The 20,639-nt window shown below is 58.0% G+C and carries 9 protein-coding genes; 7 read left to right on the plus strand and 2 right to left on the minus strand.

What is annotated here, in order from left to right; genetic code table 11:
- The first annotated feature begins 937 nt into the window (after positions 1–937).
- Positions 938–1,783, plus strand: a complete 846-nt coding sequence (locus B5D39_RS12355; RefSeq protein ID WP_078790780.1) for a response regulator — start codon at positions 938–940, stop codon at positions 1,781–1,783.
- 21 nt (positions 1,784–1,804) lie between these two features.
- Here the strand turns inward: B5D39_RS12355 and B5D39_RS17130 are convergent, their stop codons facing one another.
- Together B5D39_RS17130 and B5D39_RS12360 are read right to left on the minus strand one after the other, a co-directional pair.
- Positions 1,805–1,975, minus strand: coding sequence for a hypothetical protein (locus tag B5D39_RS17130; RefSeq protein WP_167370393.1), 171 nt, complete (start codon positions 1,973–1,975; stop codon positions 1,805–1,807).
- Positions 1,976–1,981: 6 nt separating this feature from the next.
- The gene (locus B5D39_RS12360) at positions 1,982–2,281 is read right to left on the minus strand and encodes an MTH1187 family thiamine-binding protein (protein WP_078790851.1); all 300 of its coding nucleotides are present in this window, start codon (positions 2,279–2,281) and stop codon (positions 1,982–1,984) included.
- Between the two features lie 103 nt (positions 2,282–2,384).
- Between B5D39_RS12360 and B5D39_RS12365 the strand changes: the two genes are divergently transcribed.
- The 6 genes from B5D39_RS12365 to B5D39_RS12390 all read left to right on the plus strand — a co-directional run bounded on the left by B5D39_RS12365 (position 2,385) and on the right by B5D39_RS12390 (position 20,637).
- Positions 2,385–3,266, plus strand: a complete 882-nt coding sequence (locus B5D39_RS12365; RefSeq protein WP_078790781.1) for a radical SAM protein — start codon at positions 2,385–2,387, stop codon at positions 3,264–3,266.
- Between the two features lie 176 nt (positions 3,267–3,442).
- A complete protein-coding gene (locus B5D39_RS12370; RefSeq protein ID WP_078790782.1) occupies positions 3,443–4,876 on the plus strand; it encodes a PfaD family polyunsaturated fatty acid/polyketide biosynthesis protein in 1,434 nt (477 codons plus the stop codon).
- Positions 4,873–11,616, plus strand: coding sequence for a type I polyketide synthase (locus B5D39_RS12375; RefSeq protein ID WP_078790783.1), 6,744 nt, complete (start codon positions 4,873–4,875; stop codon positions 11,614–11,616). The genes B5D39_RS12370 and B5D39_RS12375 overlap by 4 nt, the downstream gene beginning before the upstream one ends.
- Positions 11,616–18,551: a beta-ketoacyl synthase N-terminal-like domain-containing protein gene (locus B5D39_RS12380; protein WP_078790784.1), complete on the plus strand. Its 6,936-nt coding sequence runs from the start codon at positions 11,616–11,618 to the stop codon at positions 18,549–18,551. The genes B5D39_RS12375 and B5D39_RS12380 overlap by 1 nt, the downstream gene beginning before the upstream one ends.
- Positions 18,548–19,591 (plus strand): 3-oxoacyl-ACP synthase III, encoded by a 1,044-nt coding sequence (locus B5D39_RS12385; protein ID WP_078790785.1) that lies wholly within the window; start codon positions 18,548–18,550, stop codon positions 19,589–19,591. The genes B5D39_RS12380 and B5D39_RS12385 overlap by 4 nt, the downstream gene beginning before the upstream one ends.
- Positions 19,592–19,740: 149 nt before the next feature.
- Positions 19,741–20,637 carry an alpha/beta fold hydrolase gene (locus B5D39_RS12390; protein WP_139366766.1) on the plus strand — a complete coding sequence of 299 codons (897 nt, stop codon included), beginning with the start codon at positions 19,741–19,743 and terminating at the stop codon, positions 20,635–20,637.
- The last annotated feature ends 2 nt before the right edge of the window (positions 20,638–20,639 follow it).

Here is a 20,639-nt window from a genome sequence, read left to right on the forward strand (position 1 = left end):
CCGGTTCTGCGTCCAACATTTCGAGGGGGTCACTTCTGCGGTGACAATTCCGGCAGCACCAACACAGCGTCCAGTATTCCGGGGGTGCCTGTTCTGCGTCGCCTGTTCGCACCTGGCTGATTCTCCGTCCGGTCTGAAGGGTAGCCCCTTTCTCCGTCCGAAAATCAGCCGGGCTTGCTTCTGCGTCCAGGATCGGGACCAGCTCAACACAGCGTCCAGCCCATGGCCGGTCCCGGTTCTGCGTCCAGGTTTTCGAGGTGGTCAACTCAGCGAAGCGCGGACGGCTGGGACCAACACTGCGTCCAGATCCCCCACGAACTATAAAAGCTAATAGTTAATGTTATTATATTGTTCGGGTCCTTCCCGGCATTCCACTCCATGCGGGTAATTCAGCCCTCGACCTTTTCGCGCAATTTGGTTTTTTTAAGTTCCAGAATATCGGAATACAACGGTACTGTGCCAAGTTGTGCCTTGGGTGTAAGTATTGGTCGTGTGTTGTTGCGGAAAAGTCAGTAGATTTTTTATCTTTGCAAACATGGCAAGTTTTGCGGCAAGCAAAAGTTTTTGGGGGCTTTTTAGGGGGCTTTTTTCTGAAAGGCTTTAAAATAAGTAAATGATTTCAGCATTGTGTTGTTCCGGCCTCTGTACCAGCTAACAATCCAGCATCATCCGATGCACCCCTAAAGCCCTTGACAACTCAAGGGCTTTTCTTTTTACTGATTCAACCATTCTATTGTCAGTTCGCTGTATCTGTATATGTGAAGTACCTTGAGGGGCTTGCTTGCATGGAAACCCACTGGACTTTAAATATACAAACATATATATTATCAAATATTTTTTTACGCCTGCTTTTTTCGACTACAGAAATCAGTACCAACAGATAGCTTCTGCTATCTTATTTAACCAAAATTAATCAGTATGTTACGGGTACACCTATATGTCGCCTAAAAAACTGCTGGGAGAAATACTGGTTAATAAAGGCATCCTTTCACCGGTGACGGTTGAGCGCATGAGCAAACTGGCCAGTTCTGAAAAGAAACGTTTTGGCTGGTTCCTTGAGGACAGAGGACTCATTACGGGAAATGAGCTTTCGGAAGCACTGGCTGAACAGTTCAACATTAAACACCTGCCAAATATCGCACAATACAGCTATTCCAAACAGCTTCTTGCCTTGATTACGCCTGAGACAGCACTTGAATTCAACCTGTTTCCGCTACGTCAGGAAGGCAACAACCTTTTAATGGCAGTCACTGACCCCACCGACATGAAGATGGCAAACAATATTGCCAAAAATCAGGGGATGACCATTGTCCCGGCGGTGGTGTCCCGAAAGGAATTTTTTGCCGCATTTTGTAAACATTATCTTGGTCGAGAGGTTCAGCAACCAAAGGAAAAAACCGTCCTCATTGCAGATGATGACAAGCTGACGCGGGAGATGTTAAAGGAGATTTTGACAAGCAACGGTTTTCGGGTACTGCTGGCCGCCGATGGTATGGAGGCATACAAGGAGATCGTTGCCAGCCGCCCTCAAGTTGTGCTTACAGATAAAGTAATGCCCAATTTTGATGGATTCCAATTGATCAAGCTGGTCAAGGCCATTCATGATCTCAGATCAATCCCGATCATACTGATCAGTGATAAAACAACTGACGATGATGAGGCCAGGCTCTTTGAACTTGGATTCTTCGATTTCATGAGTAAACCGATCAAGGCGGTCACCCTGGTATCAAGGGTCAAGCGGGCCATGGGTATATCCGGGGATTCAACAGAATCCACTGTCTAATCCAGAAGCAGGTCCGACACGTTAATTTTTGCTGCAGATCTCGCAGCGGCTGATATCAAGCGTCTGCAGCTCTGCTCCACACACAGCGCAGGCATTCAGCCATTCCGGGTGTCCGGCTGCAACGGCCCGGGCCAGGGCTTCCAGACGCTTCACCTCTGCTTCCATCTCATCGTTGTACTGACATTCAAACATGGCTGGCTATCCTAACTTTGCTTTCACACTGTTGATCTTGTCTTCCATAGTCTGATCACGATCAGTGCGGGTACCCATTTTGATGGTGGTGGTGATACGCGGTGCCCCCATCCCATGCACCACCTCATGGCAACGCTTGATGGCCGCAAAGACCGCATCCCATTCCCCTTCAATGTTGGTGCCGTAGGAATGCAGCGCCGTCTTCAGGCCTGCCTCGGTCAGCACCTTTTCACAGGCAGCAATATAGCTGGAGACGGAAACACCCACCCCCATCGGAACCACGCAGAGATCAACCAAAACCTTCATACTGCCTCCAGACAGGTAAAATAGTTTGCCAAACAGATCTTGTTGATTACTATCAGATCTGATCATCCCATTGCACTGAAAAAATCCCGGCCAGGAGTCTAGCATGCCCCGTTACATAGAACCGGTGTTCCGTCCACCCAGTGAAGCCCGCAGCCTGATCTTCCAGATCACGGTGGGTTGTTCCCAGAACCAGTGCAAATTCTGCGGCATGTACAAGGGCAAGCAGTTTCGCGTTCGCCCTGTGGATGAGATGCTGGCTGAGATTGCCGGAATACCGGCCTCTTACCGGTCGCGGGTTGAGCGGGTTTTTCTGGCTGATGGCGATGCCCTGGTCTACCCATTTGACGGACTGGTCACTATTCTGGATGCCTTGGCCACCGCCTTTCCCGACCTGACACGGATCGGCTCCTATGCCTCACCCAACAGCCTGACCACCAAAACAGTGGAGCAGTTACAGCTACTACGGGAGAAGAAGCTACGGATTCTGTACTTTGGTCTGGAATCCGGTGATGACGAGACCCTGCAACAGATCAACAAGGGCTTTGACAGCAACCGGATGGCTGAACTGGCGTTGATGGCACGCCAGGCCGGCATGAAGCTGTCAGTCACCGCGATCCTCGGTCTGGCCGGGCGAAGCCGCAGCCTGGAACATGCCAGAGCCACGGCTGCCTGGGTCAACCGGGTCAACCCGGAGTATTTCTCGTTGTTAACTCTCTTTCACCGCCACAACGAACCGTTTGTCCGTTCACTTGAACAGTGCAACCACCGTGAACTGTTGCTGGAGGCACGGGAACTGCTCTGTCATCTGGCTCCCCAGCGCACCATCCTGCGCTCCAATCACGTCTCCAACTTTCTGAACCTGGCTGGCAGTTACCCCAAAGACCGGGAGCGGCTGATTGCAGATCTTGACCAAGCAATGATACGGGCTGAGCAGCTGCCGGGCTTTATGGATCTGGTGCCGACCTACGAAGAAGAGTATTACTGATTCCAGCTCAAGGTACTCTCTTCGTTGGCTTGCCTTCGGCTACTTATAGCCTTGAATCAGCCTTTATTTGAAATGAGAAGCTGCCATTACCTGCCAATTTTCTTGAAAAAATATTCATTTTCATATATTTTTACGCATTTGATTTTATTAGCCTATCTACAGGTAGGGAACAGCCCTTGAACCCATTAACCGCACCGCTTGAGGAACAGCTTAGCCGGATTGTGCCAGAACAACTGGGTGACACCAGCTTCTGTCAAGAGCTTGGCATCCGCTACCCGTACCTGGGTGGATCCATGGCCAAGGGGATCAGCTCAGTGCCCCTGGCAATTGCACTTGGCAAGACAGGCATGCTGGGATTCTTTGGCGCTGCCGGACTGCCGCTGGCAGCGGTTGAGGCAGCTGTTGACCAACTGCTGGCTGCCAACATCCCGTTTGGCTGCAATCTGATCCATTCCCCCCAAGAGCCTGATCTTGAGGCAGCTCTGGCAGAACTGTACATCCGCAAAGGGGTGCATCTGGTGGAGGCTTCGGCCTTTCTGGCCCTGACCCTGCCGCTGGTGCGCTACCGTCTGCATGGCATCCATCGCGGTGCTGATGGCAGCATCGTCACCCCCAACCGGATCATTGCCAAGGTCTCCCGCGAGGAGCTGGCTGAAAAATTCTTCTCCCCTGCCCCTGAAAAACTGATCAACAGCCTGCTGCAACAGGGTCAGATCACTGCTGAACAGGCGGAACTGGCCCGTCAGATTCCGATGGCGCAGGATATTACGGCGGAGGCTGATTCCGGCGGCCATACCGATAACCGGCCAGCCCTGACCCTGCTGCCCACCATCCAGTCAGTGGCAGCCCGGATGCAGCAGCAGCACAACTACCCGCTGGCGTTGCGGGTTGGCCTGGGTGGCGGCATCGGCACCCCCCAGTCAGCAGCAGCAGCCTTCAGCATGGGGGCTGCCTGGATTATGGTAGGTTCTGTGCATCAAGCCTGCGTTGAATCCGGCACCTCCGATGCCGTGCGCAGCATGCTGGCTGAGACCCGTCAGGCTGATGTGACCATGGCACCGGCTGCTGATATGTTTGAGATGGGGGTTACGGTACAGGTGTTGAAGCGCGGCACCATGTTTGCCATGCGGGCAGCCAAGCTGTACGAAATTTACCGTAGCCTTGACAGCCTTGAGGCGATCCCGGCTACAGAACGGGAAAAGCTGGAAAAGACCGTCTTTCTTTCACCGCTGGAGCAGATCTGGCAGCAGACCCGCAGCTTCTTTCAGCAGCGTGACCCGCGTCAGGTGGAACGGGCTGAGCGTGAACCGAAACATCGCATGGCGCTGGTGTTCCGCTGGTACCTTGGTCAAGCAGCCCACTGGGCCAAGGATGGCGACCCCAAGCGGACTATTGATTATCAGGTCTGGTGCGGCCCTGCCATGGGGGCCTTTAACGAATGGGTCAAAGGCAGTCCGCTGGAAGCGCCTGCCAACCGCCGGGCAGCCTGTGTGGCCCGCAATATCCTGGAGGGCGCCGCAACCATCAGCCGCGCCAACCTGCATCGCTTTACCGGGAGCAGCAGCAGCTCCCAGATGATGAAACCGGAGATCAAGGAGTTTCTCGCGTGAAACAATCAGAACAGGATCGCACCCTTACCACTGCCGGAGCACCACTGGCCATTATCGGCATCGGTTGCCTCTTTCCCAAATCAGAGGACAAGGCCGCCTACTGGGCCACCATCCGTGAAGGCGTGGATGCCATCACCGAGATCCCTGCATCCCACTGGCGCGTAGATGATCTCTATGATCCCAACCCCAAGACCCCGGACAAGACCTATGGCAAGCGCGGCGGTTTCCTGTCTGAAGTGCCGTTTAACCCGATGGAATACAACATCCCCCCTAACTCCCTTGAGGCGATTGACACCTCGCAGCTGCTGGGTCTGGTTGCTGCCGGTCAGGCGTTGCAGGATGCAGGCTACGGATCAGACAAGCAGTTTGACCGGAGCAAGGTCAGCGTGATTCTGGGAGTCACCGGTGCCCTGGAGATGGTGATTCCGCTGGGTGCCCGCCTGGGCCACCCCCGCTGGCGTGAGGCCTTGCATGATGCCGGTGTAACGCAGGATGTTGCCGAGGATGTAGTACAACGGATCTCCGATTCCTACGTGGGCTGGCAGGAAAACTCCTTCCCCGGCCTGTTGGGCAACGTGGTTGCCGGACGGATCAGCAAACAGTACGACCTGGGCGGCACCAACTGCGTGGTTGATGCTGCCTGCGCTAGCTCCTTCAGTGCCCTGCATCTGGCAGGCATGGAGTTGACCACCGGTGCTGCTGATATGGTGGTAACCGGCGGGGTGGATACCTTTAACGACATCTTCATGTACACCTGTTTCAGCAAGACCCCGGCCCTCTCTGCCTCCGGCAATGCCAAGCCGTTTGATGCCTCGGCTGACGGCACCATCCTGGGCGAAGGTCTGGGGCTGGTGGTATTAAAGCGACTGGCTGATGCAGAACGGGATGGCGACAAGATCTACGCAGTTGTCCGTGGCATCGGCTCTTCCAGTGATGGCAAGGGTGAAGCGATCTATACCCCCAGCGCCTCCGGCCAGAAAAAAGCGATCCTGAACGCCTGCGCCAATGCAGGGGTCACCCTGGACAGCATCGGCCTGCTGGAGGCCCACGGCACCGGCACCAAGGTGGGTGATGCGGTTGAGGTCTCAGCAGCACGGGAGATCTTTGGTGAAGCAGACCACCCCTGGTGCGCCATCAGTTCAGTCAAGTCCCAGATCGGCCATGCCAAGGCAGCGGCCGGATCAGCCGGCCTGATCAAGGCTGCCCTGGCCCTGCACCACCGGGTCATCCCCCCCACCATCAAGGTCACCAAACCACAGGATGAGGTCACTGCTGGCCGCACCCCTTTCTACATCACCACCCGCAAACGGCCCTGGATTACCCGCAACAACAGCCCCCGCCGTGCCGGTGTCAGCGCCTTCGGGTTTGGTGGTTCCAACTTCCACACCATTCTTGAAGAGTACCGCCCCCTGCAGGAGGCTGCAGAATGGGATGGTTCAGTACAGTTGCTGACCTTCAGCGGAGCTGATGCCGCCAGTCTGACCACACAACTTGCCAGCATTTCTGCTGATAGTGCCTGGAACGACCTGCGTGGCAAGGCAGCCGGCCTGCGGGCCGGTTTTGATCCAAAGGCAGCCTGCCGTCTGGCCCTGACTGTTGAACGCAGTGCCAACCTTGGCACCCTGCTGAATACTGCAAAAACCATGCTGGCCAAGCAACCTGCTGCCAACTGGACCACGCCGGATGGTATCTGCTATGCCACCGGCAGTGCTGTTGCTCAACCGGGCCTGTTGTTCCCTGGTCAGGGAGCCCAGTATGTGGGTATGCTGCGGGATCTGGCCTGTGGCTTTCCCCAACTGCTGGACAGCCTCGAGCAGGCAGAAGCCGCAACACCGGGCCTGACCGACCTGATCTACCCTGCTGATCGTTTTGATCAAGGGGCTGCTGAGCAGCAGGAGACTGAACTGCGTGCCACCCAGATCGCCCAGCCAGCCATTGGTGCCGTCAGCCTGGGTGCCCTGCGCCTGCTGGAGGCGTTCGGCCTGAAGGCTGCTGCTGCTGCAGGCCACAGTTATGGTGAGCTGACCGCCTTGTGTGCTGCTGGTCTGCTGGATGAAACCTCCTTCCACAGCCTCTCCCGTTTACGCGGTTCCTTGATGGCTGAGGGGACTGGCGACAAAGGTAGCATGCTGGCAGTTTCAGCACCTCTGGCAGCGGTTGAGCAGATGCTGGCTGAAGAGAAGATCAATCTGGTGATTGCCAACCGCAATGCCCCGACCCAGGCGGTCCTGTCCGGCGCAACCGACCAGATCAAGCTTGCCGAAGCTGCCTGCAAGAGCCGCAAACTAACCTGTAAACAGTTGCCGGTTGCTGCTGCCTTCCACAGCCCGCTGGTGGCAGATGCTGCAGCACCGTTTCTGGCCGGTCTGGCAGATATCCGGTGGGGCAGTGGCAGCATGCCGGTCTATGCCAACAGCAGTGCCGCCCCCTACCCGGCTGACATGGCTGCTGCCAAGGAGCTGCTGGCTGGCCAGCTGGCCCGTCCGGTTGAGTTTGTAGCCCAGATTGAGGCGATGTACGCTGCCGGCATCCGTTGCTTTGTTGAGGTTGGTCCTGGTGCCCGCCTGTCCGGTCTGGTCAAGGCGATCCTAGGGGACAAGGAACATAGCTGCGTGGCCCTAGACAGCTCCAATGGCAAGCGTAACGGACTGGTTGACCTGGGACGCTGCCTTGCGCAACTGAGTGTGCTTGGCCTTGAGATCAACCTGCAGCTCTGGGATGAAGGCTATCACGCCCCTGCAGCGCCTGCCAAAAAGCCACTGCTGGTGGTTCCGCTCTGCGGCGCCAACTATGTCAAATCCAAGCCCAAGCGGCCTGCAGTTGCACCGAAGCCGGTCAGTACTGCACAGCCAGCCGCCAGTAGCATACCGGTTGCACCGGCCCCAATAACTGTTCAGGCAACGGCACCAACTGCATCCCGCGATGCCCTGGCAGAATCGTTGCGGGTGACCCGCGAAGGGATGGCAGTGCTGCAACGGATGCAGGAAGAGACCGCCCAACTGCACCGCCGTTTTCTGGAGGGACAGGAGACCGCCTCCCGCACCATCCAGACCCTGCTTTCCCAGCAGCAACAGGTTCTGCAGGGTGGTATGGCAACCATGCCCACTATGCCGCTTGCACCTGTCACCATCGCTGCGCCGGTCATGTCGGCAGCAGTTGTGCAGCCTCAGCCGGTTCAGCAACAGGTTACCGTCCAACCAGCCCCTGTTGCTGCACAGCCGGTCTCCAATGCAGTCACCGAGACCCTGCTGACAGTGATCAGTGAAAAGACCGGCTACCCGATGGAGATGCTGGAACTGTCCATGAGCATGGATGCTGATCTAGGGATTGACTCCATCAAGCGGGTCGAGATCCTTTCCGCTCTGCAGGAGCGACTTCCCTCTTCACCAGCCATCGGCCCTGACCAACTTGGCGTATTGAACACCCTGGGACAGATTGCTGAGTATCTGGGAGCCGGAGCTGCTGTTGCAACACCAGCTGCAGCGCCTGTGCAGCAGGTATCCAGTGCAGTTACCGAAACCATGCTGGCAGTGGTCAGTGAAAAAACCGGCTATCCCATAGAGATGCTGGAACTTTCCATGAGCATGGATGCGGATCTGGGAATTGACTCCATCAAGCGGGTTGAGATCCTCTCCGCACTGCAGGAACGTCTGCCTTCAGCACCGGTGATCGGCCCTGACCAACTTGGTGTACTGAACACCCTGGGACAGATTGCTGACTATCTGGGGGCTGGTACGGCGGTTGTTGCGCCTGTTGCCGTCAGTGGCAGTCAACCAGCAAGCAGCGCAATTACCGAAACCATGCTGGCCGTGGTCAGTGAAAAGACCGGCTATCCCATAGAGATGCTGGAACTGACCATGAGCATGGATGCTGATCTGGGGATTGACTCCATCAAGCGGGTTGAGATCCTCTCCTGCCTGCAGGAGCGGCTGCCAACAGCACCGGTGATTGGCCCTGATCAGCTGGGTGTGCTGAACACCCTGGGGCAGATTGCAGACTATCTGGGAGCAGGAGCAGCACCTACAGCTGTCAGCACAGTACAACCAGCAGCCTCAAACATTACCGAGACCATGCTGGCGGTGGTCAGCGACAAGACCGGCTATCCCATAGAGATGCTGGAACTGACCATGAGCATGGATGCGGATCTGGGCATAGACTCCATCAAGCGGGTCGAGATCCTTTCCTGCCTGCAGGAGCGGCTGCCAACAGCGCCGGTCATCGGCCCTGACCAGCTTGGTGTGCTGAACACCCTGGGGCAGATTGCCAACTACCTGAGCGCCGGTACCGCACCGGCAGCACCGGCAGCACCGGCTCCATCAGCAACGCCAGTCCAGCCAGCAGCTGCAGCAGCACCCTCTCAAACTGTGCTGAACCGCAGCCGGATTGTGGCAACGCCGGTTGCTGGCGGTTCTGACACCATCTCCCTGGCGCAAAACGGGGTGATCGTGGTGACCGATGATGGTTCCAGCTTCTCTGCTGAGCTGTGCAGTTGTCTGACCAGCCAGGGCCACGGCGTGATCCTGACCAAGGTATTGGACATCCTGGAACTGCTGCCCATGGATCAGGTGGCTGGTCTGGTGCTGATCGCACCGGCAGACGGCACCGACGATGCCTTTCTGAAAAACGGATTCCAGTTACTGAAGCAGATGGCTCCCGGCCTGAAACGGGCCAGCCGCGAAGGTGGCGCCCTGTTTGCCACGGTTTCACGTCTGGATGGCACCTTTGGCTGCGCAGAGGGATCACAACTGATTGACCCGCTCTCAGGCGGTCTGGCAGGCATGAGCAAGACCGCCCGCCATGAATGGCCGGAAGTGGCCTGCAAGGCGATTGATCTGGGGGGATTCCCTGACCAGGCTGGTGCTGCACAGGCAGTTGCCAGCGAGCTGTTCCTGAACGGCCCGATTGAAGTGGGGCTATCAGCAGAGCAACGGATCAGCCTGACACTGCAGGATCTGCCTGAACTGGCAACAGCTGCAACAACACCGGTCCAGCCGGGTGAACTGGTGGTCATCACCGGTGGCGGTCGGGGTGTGACTGCCGGCGCTGCTGTGGCCATGGCAAAGGCCTGGCAACCGCTGCTGGTACTGCTGGGACGCAGCCCCCTGCCGGAACAGGAACCGGACTGGCTGCAGGGCATGACCGATGAAGCCGCTATCAAGCGGGCAATTCTGACCCATTCAAAAGAAAAACTGCATCCCCGTGAAATAGAGGAGCGTTATCAGGCCACAGTTGCCGGTCGTGAACTGCGGGAAACCATGGCACAGATCCAGGCTGTGGGAGGCAGATCGCTCTACTGTTCTGTGGATATCCGTGACAGCCAGGCCGTTACTGACCTGCTGGCCGATCTGCGCAAGGAACATGGCGAGATCCACGGTCTGGTGCATGGCGCCGGTGTGCTGGCTGACCGTCTGATCGTTGATAAGACCAGAGAACAGTTCAACCAGGTCTACAGCACCAAGGTGGCTGGCCTGCGTTCCCTGCTGGATGCCACCCGCAGTGATGACCTGCGCTTTATCGCCCTGTTCGGTTCCACCACCGGCCGTCTGGGACGCTCCGGTCAGGTGGATTATGCCGTGGCCAACGAAGTCTTGAACAAACTGGCCCAGGCCGAAGCGCGTTGTCGGGTAAACTGCCGCTCCATCTGCCTCAACTGGGGTCCCTGGGATGGCGGTATGGTCACCCCGGCCCTGAAAAAGGTCTTTGCTGCTGAAGGGATCGGTCTGATTCCGCTGGAGGCTGGTGCGGATCTGCTGGTGCAGGAGATAGCAGCATCAACAGGACCGGTTGAGGTCACGGTGCTGGCCGGTGTCAAAGGTACAGCCCTGTCCATTGATGCCCCCAAACCTGCTGCACCGCTCAAAGAGGCGCTGCGTCTGACCCTGAACGTGGATGATTTCCCGTTCATCAGCTCCCACGTGATTGACAACAAGGCAGTACTGCCAATGGCCATGATTGTTGAGTGGCTGGCCCACGCTGCCCTGCATGGCAATCCCGGTTTCCGCTTCCACGGCTTCAATGATCTGCGGATCTGCAAAGGGGTCATCATTGACCGCTCCACCCCCTGCAGCCTGCAGTTGATGGCAGGCAAGGCCAAGCGCCAGGATGCCTTCTACACCGTACCGGTGGAACTGATCAGCAGCCTGGGTGAAGGCCGCAGCCAGCTGCATGCCCGAGCAGAGATCGTACTGGCCAACAAACTGCCGGAAGGTATCCGCACCATCAAGGAACTGCCCAGCAGTCCCTACAACCAGAGCAGCGCGGTCTATGACCAGCCCTACCTGTTCCACGGTCCTGACCTGCACGGCATTGAGCAGGTGATCGGCTGTTCTGACAAAGGGATAGCAGCACTGGTCAAGGCAGCGCCCCAGCCTGGCAACTGGATCAAGCAACCGCTGCGCAGTAACTGGCTGACCGATCCGCTGGTGGTTGACAGTGCCTTCCAGATGATGATTCTTTGGAGCTTTGAGCGGTTCGGGGCTGGTTCTCTGCCCTCCTTTGCCGGTCGTTATCGTCAGTTCCATGAGACCTTCCCAAAGGATGGCGCCCAGGTGGTGATCAGGGTCACCTCACAGCAGAGCCACAGTGCAACCGCTGATGTCGAGTTCCTTGAGCGGGCAAACGGCAAGCTGATTGCCCGCCTGGAAGGGTACGAATGCGTGATTGATGCCTCGCTGCAGCAGGCCTTCCAGCGTAATCAGTTGCCACAGGCCGGACAGACGGCTGCCCTGGTAGCAGCCTGATGCAGGATTACAGCAGCACAGTTGCCATAGTCGGGATCGGCGCGCTCTTTCCTGATGCCCCGGATCTTGAACAGTACTGGGAGCTGATCCGCAGCGGCCGCAGTGCTGTCCGTGAGGTACCGCCAGGACGCTGGCAGGTGGCTCCGGAAGAGGTCTTTGATCCGGAGGTGGGCAAGCAGGATCACCTCTACACCACCCGCGGCTGTTTTCTGGACCAGACCCCGCAGCTGCTAGAGCTGGATGGCCTTGATCCCCTGTTTCATGTTCTGGTTAGCGCAGGCAGGAAGGCCTTGAGCGACAGCCAGACCGCTGGCCTTGACCGTTCCAGGGTCGGGGTGATCATCGGCAACCTGGCCCTGCCATCCGAGACTTCTTCTCTGCTGGCCCGCAACTGGCTTGGCCGCAGCTTTGAAGAACAGGTGGTCGGTCAGGCTTCTGATCCAATCCCCACCTCTCCGCTCAACCGCTATCTGGCCGGTCTTCCGGCCGGTATTCTGGCCCAGCAACTGGGTCTGGGCGGCATCACCAACACCCTTGATGCAGCCTGTGCCTCTTCGCTGTATGCCATCAAGCTGGCCATGGATGAGCTGCTTTCAGGACGGGCTGATGCCATGCTGACCGGCGGTCTTTCCCGGCCTGACCCGCTCTACACCCAGATGGGTTTCAGCCAGCTGCGTGCCCTATCAAAGCGCGGGATCTGTTCCCCCTTTGATGCTGCTGGCGATGGCCTCTTAACCGGCGAAGGTGCCGGTATCTTTGTCTTAAAACGGACCAGTGATGCCGTGGCTAGTGGCGACCGGATCTACGGCATCATCCGGGCTGTGGGACTTTCCAATGACGTGGGTGGCAGCCTGCTGGCACCGATGTCAGAAGGGCAGTTGCGAGCCATGCAGGCAGCCTATCAACGGGCTGGCTGGCAACCACAGGATGTTGACCTGATTGAATGCCATGCCACCGGCACCCCGGTTGGTGATGCAGTTGAGGTGGCCAGCCTGAAGGAGCTCTGGCAGGGTAGTGAGACCCGGCAGAGCTGTGTGATCGGCTCGGTCAAGTCCAACATCGGCCATTTGTTGACCGCTGCCGGGGCAGCTGCCCTGACCAAGGTGCTGCTGGCCATGCAGCATACAACCCTGCCCCCCACTGCTAATTTCAGATCCCCGCAACCCGGTATGCAACTGGAGCAAAGCCCGTTCAAGGTGCTGACCCAGGCAGAGCCGTGGCAACGCCGTGGCAACAACATTCCCCGCCGTGCTGCAGTCAGCGCCTTTGGCTTTGGAGGCATCAATGCCCACCTGCTGGTGGAGGAATATATACCTTCTGTAGGGGCGTATGACCATACGCCCCTACAACCACCAACTTCAGAATCAATCGCAATAGTTGGCCTGGATGCCTCCTTTGGTCCCTGGCGGGGGCTGCAGGCAGTGCAGCAACGGTTGCTGGGAGGCAGCAGCAACGCCGTGGCCCCGACCCGTACCAACAAGCGCTGGTGGGGTGTTGAACAACGGACCTGGTTCAAACAACAGGGGCTTGACCAGATACCATTCACCGGCTGGTTCATGGATCAGATCAAGGTCAGCAGCAACCGTTTCCGCATCCCCCCCAAAGAGATGGAAGAGATGCAGCCCCAACAGTTACTGATGCTGCAAACCGCTGCCAATGCCCTGCAGGATGCAGGTCTGGACAAGCAGGACAACCCCAGGACCGGGGTGATGATCGGGATCGCCTTTGACCTGAACAGCACCGGATTTTCCCTGCGCTGGCCCCTGCAACGACAGGCCAAAAGCTGGGCAGTCAAGCTGGAACGGAACCTGACTGAAGTAGAGTTGACAGACTGGACAGCCAGGTTGCGGGACAACATCTCCCCTGCCCTGAACGCCAACCGCACCATGGGCAGCCTGGGCAACATTGTGGCCAGCAGGATTGCGCGTGAATTCAAGATCGGCGGCCCTAGTTTTACCCTTTCCAGTGAAGAGAGTTCCGGCATCCGTGCCCTGGAAACCGCTGTCAGGATGCTGCAGCAGCACGAGCTTGATCAGGCCGTGGTAGGTGCGGTTGATCTGGCCGGTGATCTACGGGCAGTGCTGGGACAACATGCCGTACACCCTTTTTCAGCCACCGGGCAATGTCGCCCCTTTGATCAACAGGCAGATGGCACGGTGATTGGTGAAGGAGCCTGCGCCTTTGTACTGAAACGGCTTTCCGATGCAGAGGCTGATGGTAACCGGATCTATGCCGTGATCCGCGGTATCGGTTCCAGTAACGGTCCCCCCCCCATCCCCCCCCTGAATCAGGGGGGGGCTACCTCTTTATTCTCCCCCACTAATTTAGGGGGGGGGTACGCATCTGCTCTGCAGCGTGCCTACCAGGATAGTGGTATTGCTCCATCAACCGTGAGCCTGCTTGAGGCCGCTGCTGATGCCAGTCCAGAACAGGACCGGCTTGAGGCAGAGGAGCTGACCCGTTTCTTTGCTGACACTGCAGCTGATGCAACCGTGGTCGGCAGTGTTAAAGGGGCCATCGGCCATACCGGTGCTGTATCCGGCCTGGCATCGCTGCTGCGGGGTTGTCTTGCCCTGTATCAAGAGATCATCCCGGCCAGCAGTAGCACTGAAACAGCCTGCCCGGAGCTGACCAATGGACCACTGCAGCTGGTAACCACCCCCCGTTACTGGCTGCGCAATCGGGAAGAGGGGCCACGCCGGGTCGGTGTGTCGGTCTGCGGCATTGATGGTTCCTGCAGCCACGTGGTGCTGGAGGGCTGGGATCAGCAGCCTGCTGCAGATGCTGCCAGACGGCAGGCACCACTGGGGCCATGCCATGAACTGCTGTTCCCGCTGGTTGCCAACAGCTCTGCAGAACTGGCAGCAGAGCTGGACCTGTTGCAGCAGCGCTGCCGCGCCACTGCTGGCAGCAGGCAAGAACTGGCTGGACTGGCATCTGAATATTGCAGCAGAATCACCCTGCAGACTGCACAACCGCAGGGCATGGCACTGGTGGCAGCTGATGCAGAACAGCTTGAGCAGCTGATTGAGCAGGGCAGACAGATCCTGCAACAGGGAACTGACCTTGCAGACCTTCCACCTGCCCTGCGTGACCGGCTGTTCTACAGCAAAGTACCGCTGGCCAGCCAAGGCCGGATCGCCTTTGTCTTCCCCGGCTCCGGCAATCATTACCCTGATATGGCTCGAGATCTGTTCTGCTGCTGGCCCGATATATTACGGCAACAGGACAAGGAAAACCGCTGGCTGAAAGAACAGTTCCAGCCAGAGTTGTTCTGGTCTGGTAACGAGAGTGCCCTGATCAATGACAACCACCGTGCCGTGATTTTTGGTCAGGTGGCAACCGGTTGCGGGGTCAGTGACCTGGTACGCAGTTTCGGCATAAGCCCCGCCAGCGTGATCGGCTACAGCCTGGGTGAGTCAGCCGCCCTGTTCTCCACCCGGACCTGGGTGGATCGTGATCTGATGTACAGCCGGATGCAGGAATCAACCCTGTTTACCCATGACCTGGCTGGCGAATGCCGCGCCGCCCGCATTGCCTGGGGGCTTCCTGATGACCAGCTGGTCAACTGGAGCCTGGGGGTGGTGATGGCCCCGGCCGATCAGGTACGCGCACAGATCAGCGCAATATCGCGGGTCTATCTGCTGATCATCAATACCCCGGATGAATGTGTAGTTGGTGGTGACAGCGCTGCCGTAACCGAGCTGGTCAGCCGTCTGGGCTGCCATTTCTTCCCGCTCTACGGTGTAACCACCGTGCATTGCGAGGTGGCCCAGCCAGTAGCAACCCCGTACCATGACCTGCACCTGTTTACGACCAACCCACCCCAGGGGGTAACCTTCTACAGTGGCGCCAAAGGGGACCGTTTTGAGCCTACCCGTGAAAGCTGTGCTGCAGCAATCCTGGACCAGGCCCTGCACGGGATTGACTATCCAGCCACCATTGAAGCGGCCTACCGCGATGGCGTGCGTCTGTTCCTTGAAATGGGGCCCGGCAACTCCTGTAGTAGGATGATCAGCCGGATTTTGGAGGGACGCCCGCACCTGGCCCGTTCTGCCTGTTACAGTGGTCAGGATCAGGTATTGACCCTGCTGCGTCTGCTGGCCAGCCTGATTGCCGAGCGGGTTCCGCTGGATCTGTCACCACTCTGTATGGCTGAGCCCCTTGCAACTCAGGTCACAAGCAACAGCCCGCAGGTTCAGCTGGTGATTGGCGGCAAGCCGTTTAGAGTGCCGACACTGCCGCCTGCAATAATCCGTGCAGAATCAAACCCCTCTAACCCTCCCCGGCCCTCCCTTGTCAGGGAGGGAGCAAAACCTGTTTCTAGCCCCCCTGACAAGGGGGGATGGGGGGTTGCTTCTTCTAGCCATGACCTGCTGCAGGAGTTCAGTCAGGCCCAGGCAGCCCAGATTGCAGCCCATGAGGCGTTTCTTACCCTCAGCAATAGCCTGACCCAATCCATGGCACAGGCGCTGGCGCTGCAGGCCAACCTGCAACAGGCATTGGGTGATGATACAGAGCCAAATCCACTCCAGCCCACAAACCCCTCCCGACCTCCCCTTGTCAGGGGAGGAGAAAAGCCTTTAAGCCCCCCTGACAAGGGGGGATGGGGGGTTGCCTTTAACCGTGAGATGTGCATGGAGTTTGCCATCGGCTCGGTGGCCAAGATGCTGGGACCGCAATTTGCCGAGGTGGATAGCTTCCCCACCCGGGTACGTCTGCCGGATGAGCCGTTGATGCTGGTGGACCGGATTATCCGGGTTGAGGGTGAGCCGCGCTCCATGACCCATGGCCGGGTAATTACCGAGCATGACATCTTCCCCCATGCTTGGTACCTGGATGGTGGTCGCATTCCCACCTGCATCGCAGTGGAGGCTGGTCAGGCAGACCTGTTCCTGTCCGGCTACCTGGGAATCGACTTCATCACCAAGGGGTTGGCGGTCTATCGCCTGCTGGATGCGGTGGTGACCTTCCACCGTGGCCTGCCCGGCCCTGGTGAGACCATCAACTATGATATCCGGATTGAACGGTTCTTCCGCCAGGGAGACACCTGGCTGTTCCGCTTCTTCTTTGAGGCAACCGTGGCTGGTGAGCCGCTGCTCTCCATGCGGGACGGCTGCGCCGGGTTCTTCTCATCAGCAGCACTTGAGGCTGGCAAAGGGATTGTCAGACCACTGGTTGATCCGCGTCCGACAACCGGCGTGAGGCAGGCTGACTGGCAGGATCTGGTGCCCCTGAAACGGGAAGGGTTCACGGCTGAGCAGCTTGATAAACTGCGCCATGGTGATCTGGCTGGCTGCTTTGGCCCCTTGTTCAGCGGCCTCGGCATCAAGCAGCCCCTGACCATTCCTGGTGGCAGAATGCGCCTGGTACACCGGGTCAATGAGATCATCCCCAGTGGTGGGCGCTACGGCCAGGGGATGATCCGGGCTGAGGCAGACATTCACCCGGATGACTGGTTCATCACCTGCCACTTTGTTGATGACCGGGTCATGCCCGGCACCCTGATGTACGAGTGCTGCATGCATACCCTGCGGATTCTGCTGCTACGGATCGGCTGGGTGGCTGAGGCAAACAGTGCGGTCTGGGAACCGGTACCCGGTGTGGCCAGCAAGCTCTGCTGCCGCGGCCAGGTACTGGAGACAACCAAGGTGGTTACCTATGAGGTTACCATCCGCGAGATCGGCTATCGACCGGAACCGTATGTAATTGTGGATGCCCTGATGTATGCCGATGGCAAGCCGATTGTGGAGATTACCAGCATGTCGGCCCGCCTGACCGGAACCACCAGACAGCAGCTTGAACAGCTCTGGCAGGGGCGCAACAGCAGCCCTGTCAGTTATATCAAGCCAGCTATCTATACGAAGAAACAGATTCTGGCCTACAGCAACGGCAATCCCTCGGAAGGATTCGGCGACCGTTACCAGGTCTTTGATCAGCAGCGCAAGATCGCTCGCCTGCCTGGCCCGCCGTTCCAGTTTATGGACCGGGTAACCTCAGTCACTGGTGAGCCGTGGCAGATGAAGGCCGGAGCCGCAGCCGAGGCCCAGTATGACCTGCCGACCGATGCCTGGTTCTTTGGGGTAGAACGTCAGCCCCTCATGCCGTTCTGCGTGCTTCTGGAGGCAGCCCTGCAGCCCTGCGGCTGGCTGGCAGCCTATGTGGGTTCTGCCCTGACCACCCCCAATGACATCTCGTTCCGCAATCTGGGCGGCAGTGCCATCCAGCACCGCCCCGTAATGCCGGACAGCGGCACCCTGACCTGCAGCGCCACCATGACCAAGGTGGCCACCAGTGGCGGCATGATCATCCAGGAGTTTGATTTCAGCGTAGCTGATAGCGTGGGGCTGATCTACGAAGGCCAGACCATGTTCGGCTTCTTCTCCAAAGAAGCCTTGGCCAACCAGGTCGGTATCCGCGATGCACAGCCCTATCAGCCATCAGAGGCGGAAGCTGCCCGTGGTCGCAGCCTTGCCTATCCAACTGCGGCACCGTTTCCGGACAAACAGTTGCGGATGATCGACCAGATCGAACTGTACGTGCCCGATGGTGGTCCGGCTGGGCTGGGGTATCTGCAGGGGATCAAACAGGTTGATCCTGATGAGTGGTTCTTTAAGGCCCACTTCTATGAAGACCCGGTTACCCCCGGTTCCCTTGGGCTTGAGTCATTCCAGCAGTTGCTCAAGTTTGCAGCTGTTGAACGCTGGGGCTGGCAGGATGGCACGATCATCTCCAGCGTGGCCCTGCAACAGAAGCACCGCTGGCTCTACCGTGGCCAAGTGGTGCCCACAAACCAGCAGGTAACAGTCACTGCCTGGATCACTGCAGTGGATGATCAGCAACAGTTGCTGACTGCCAGCGGCTTCCTGGCCGTGGATGGCAAACTGATTTACCAGATGATTGATTTTACCGTGAGAATGGAACCCATACGATGAAGTATCAGAAGGTTGTGATTGAGGCGTTGGAATACGAACTGGCGCCGGTGGTGGTTTCCAGCAGCGATCTTGAGGCACGACTTGAGCCGCTCTACCGCGAACTGCGGATCGCGCCGGGACAGCTGCAGGCCCTGACCGGTATCCGTGAGCGGCGCTGGTGGGAGCCGGGCTACCCGCTGTCCCATGGCGCCATCATGGCAGCCCGCAAGGCGCTGCTTAGCTCCGGCATTGCTGCCAGCGAGATCGGCGCCCTGGTCTACACCGGTGTCTGCCGCGAACAGTTTGAACCTGCCACCGCCTGCCGGGTGGCCGACGGCCTGGGGATCAGCGGCGATGTGGCGATCTTTGACCTCTCCAACGCCTGTCTGGGGGTCCTGAACGGCATTCTGGATATGGCAAACAGAATAGAACTGGGCCAGATCAAGGCCGGTCTGGTGGTTTCCTGTGAATCAGCCCGCGAGATCAATGAGGTCATGATTGCCAAGATGCTGGAAGAGCGTAACATGCAGCATTTTGCCCATTCCCTGGCCACCCTGACCGGTGGTTCCGGCGCTGTGGCAGTTCTGCTGACCGATGGTTCATTCGGCAGCAGCGCCCCTCACCGCCTGCTGGGCGGCATTACCAAGGCAGCTCCGCAGCACCACAACCTCTGCCTGTGGGGTGTTGGGCCGGACGGCAAGGGTGGTTATCAGCAGTCCATGGCAACCGACGGGGTTAATGTCATGAACCATGGCGTGGAACTGGGCCGTCGCACCTGGGAGGCGTTTCTGCCCCATGTGGGCTGGAAGGCAGAACAGGTTGACCGGGTGATCTGCCACCAGGTTGGTTCAGCCCACCAGAGCATGATCCTGAAAACCCTGGGGGTGCCTGCTGACAAGGACTTTACCACCTATGAATTCCTGGGCAACATGGGCACGGTCTCCCTGCCGCTGACCGCCGCACTGGCGGTTGAACGGGATATCCTGCTAGCGGGGGACAGGGTTGCGTTTCTGGGTATCGGAAGCGGTCTGAACTGCATGATGTTGGGAATCGAGTGGTAATTTAATTCTTTTTCACCACAGAGATCACAGAGGAACACAGAGGAAAAGCCCAAAGGCTATTCAATAAGATTTTGAAGTTTCTCTGAGCCCTCTGAGCCCTCTGTGGTAAATGTTTTTGACTTGTATTTTGAAAGGCTCTGATTCAACTGATGAATCCTGATCTGATAAAACACTACCCCTTTAGCAGCAACTACCTTGACCTGAACGGCCTCAAGTACCACTATCTGGATGAAGGCCAGGGGCCGACCGTGGTAATGCTGCATGGCAACCCATCCTGGTCGTTCTACTATCGTAATCTGGTCAGAGAGCTTTCCAATCGCTTCCGTTGCATTGTGCCGGATCATATCGGCTGCGGCCTTTCTGACAAACCGGGGGACGACCGCTATGACTATACCCTGCCCCAACGGGTGGATGATCTGGAGCAGTTGCTGGATAACCTGCAGCTGAACGAGAAGATCACCTTGGTTGTGCATGACTGGGGCGGCATGATCGGCATGGCCTATGCGGTGCGCCACCCGGAGCGGATCAGCCGCCTAGTGATCCTGAATACCGGTGCCTTTCCGTTGCCCAAGGCCAAGCCATTTCCACTGGGCCTGAGAATCTGCCGTGACACCTGGCTAGGCACCCTGCTGGTGCGAGGCTTCAATGCCTTCAGTCGTGGCGCTGCCTGGGTGGGCTGTAAAGAGCATCCGATGTCAGCGGAGCTGCGGGCGCTTTATGAGCTGCCCTATGACTCCTGGCAGAACCGGATCGCCACCCTGCGCTTTGTGCAGGATATCCCGCTGCAGCCTGGTGACCGTAACTATGACCTGATCTGCGAAGTGGCTGACGGCATCAACCAGTTTGCTGCCCTGCCGATGCTGATCTGCTGGGGTGAGCTTGATTTTGTGTTTGATTGTCACTTCCTGGCAGAATGGAAGCGCCGTTTCCCTGCTGCTGAACTGCATAGCTATCCCAAAGCTGGGCACTATATCCTGGAAGATCGGCAGGATGTGGTGGTGCCGATCATCAGTGAGTTTTTAGACCGAACCGGTCCAGCAACCTGAAC

The organism is Trichlorobacter thiogenes (assembly GCF_900167465.1).
GTDB lineage: Bacteria > Desulfobacterota > Desulfuromonadia > Geobacterales > Pseudopelobacteraceae > Trichlorobacter > Trichlorobacter thiogenes.

Excerpts from the sequence above, each read along its gene's own strand:
- B5D39_RS17130 (WP_167370393.1), bottom strand. The coding sequence starts at position 1,975 with ATGTTTGAATGTCAGTACAACGATGAGATGGAAGCAGAGGTGAAGCGT.
- B5D39_RS12390 (WP_139366766.1), top strand. The coding sequence starts at position 19,741 with ATGAATCCTGATCTGATAAAACACTACCCCTTTAGCAGCAACTACCTT.
- B5D39_RS12360 (WP_078790851.1), bottom strand. The coding sequence starts at position 2,281 with ATGAAGGTTTTGGTTGATCTCTGCGTGGTTCCGATGGGGGTGGGTGTT.
- B5D39_RS12365 (WP_078790781.1), top strand. The coding sequence starts at position 2,385 with ATGCCCCGTTACATAGAACCGGTGTTCCGTCCACCCAGTGAAGCCCGC.
- B5D39_RS12385 (WP_078790785.1), top strand. The coding sequence starts at position 18,548 with ATGAAGTATCAGAAGGTTGTGATTGAGGCGTTGGAATACGAACTGGCG.
- B5D39_RS12380 (WP_078790784.1), top strand. The coding sequence starts at position 11,616 with ATGCAGGATTACAGCAGCACAGTTGCCATAGTCGGGATCGGCGCGCTC.
- B5D39_RS12355 (WP_078790780.1), top strand. The coding sequence starts at position 938 with ATGTCGCCTAAAAAACTGCTGGGAGAAATACTGGTTAATAAAGGCATC.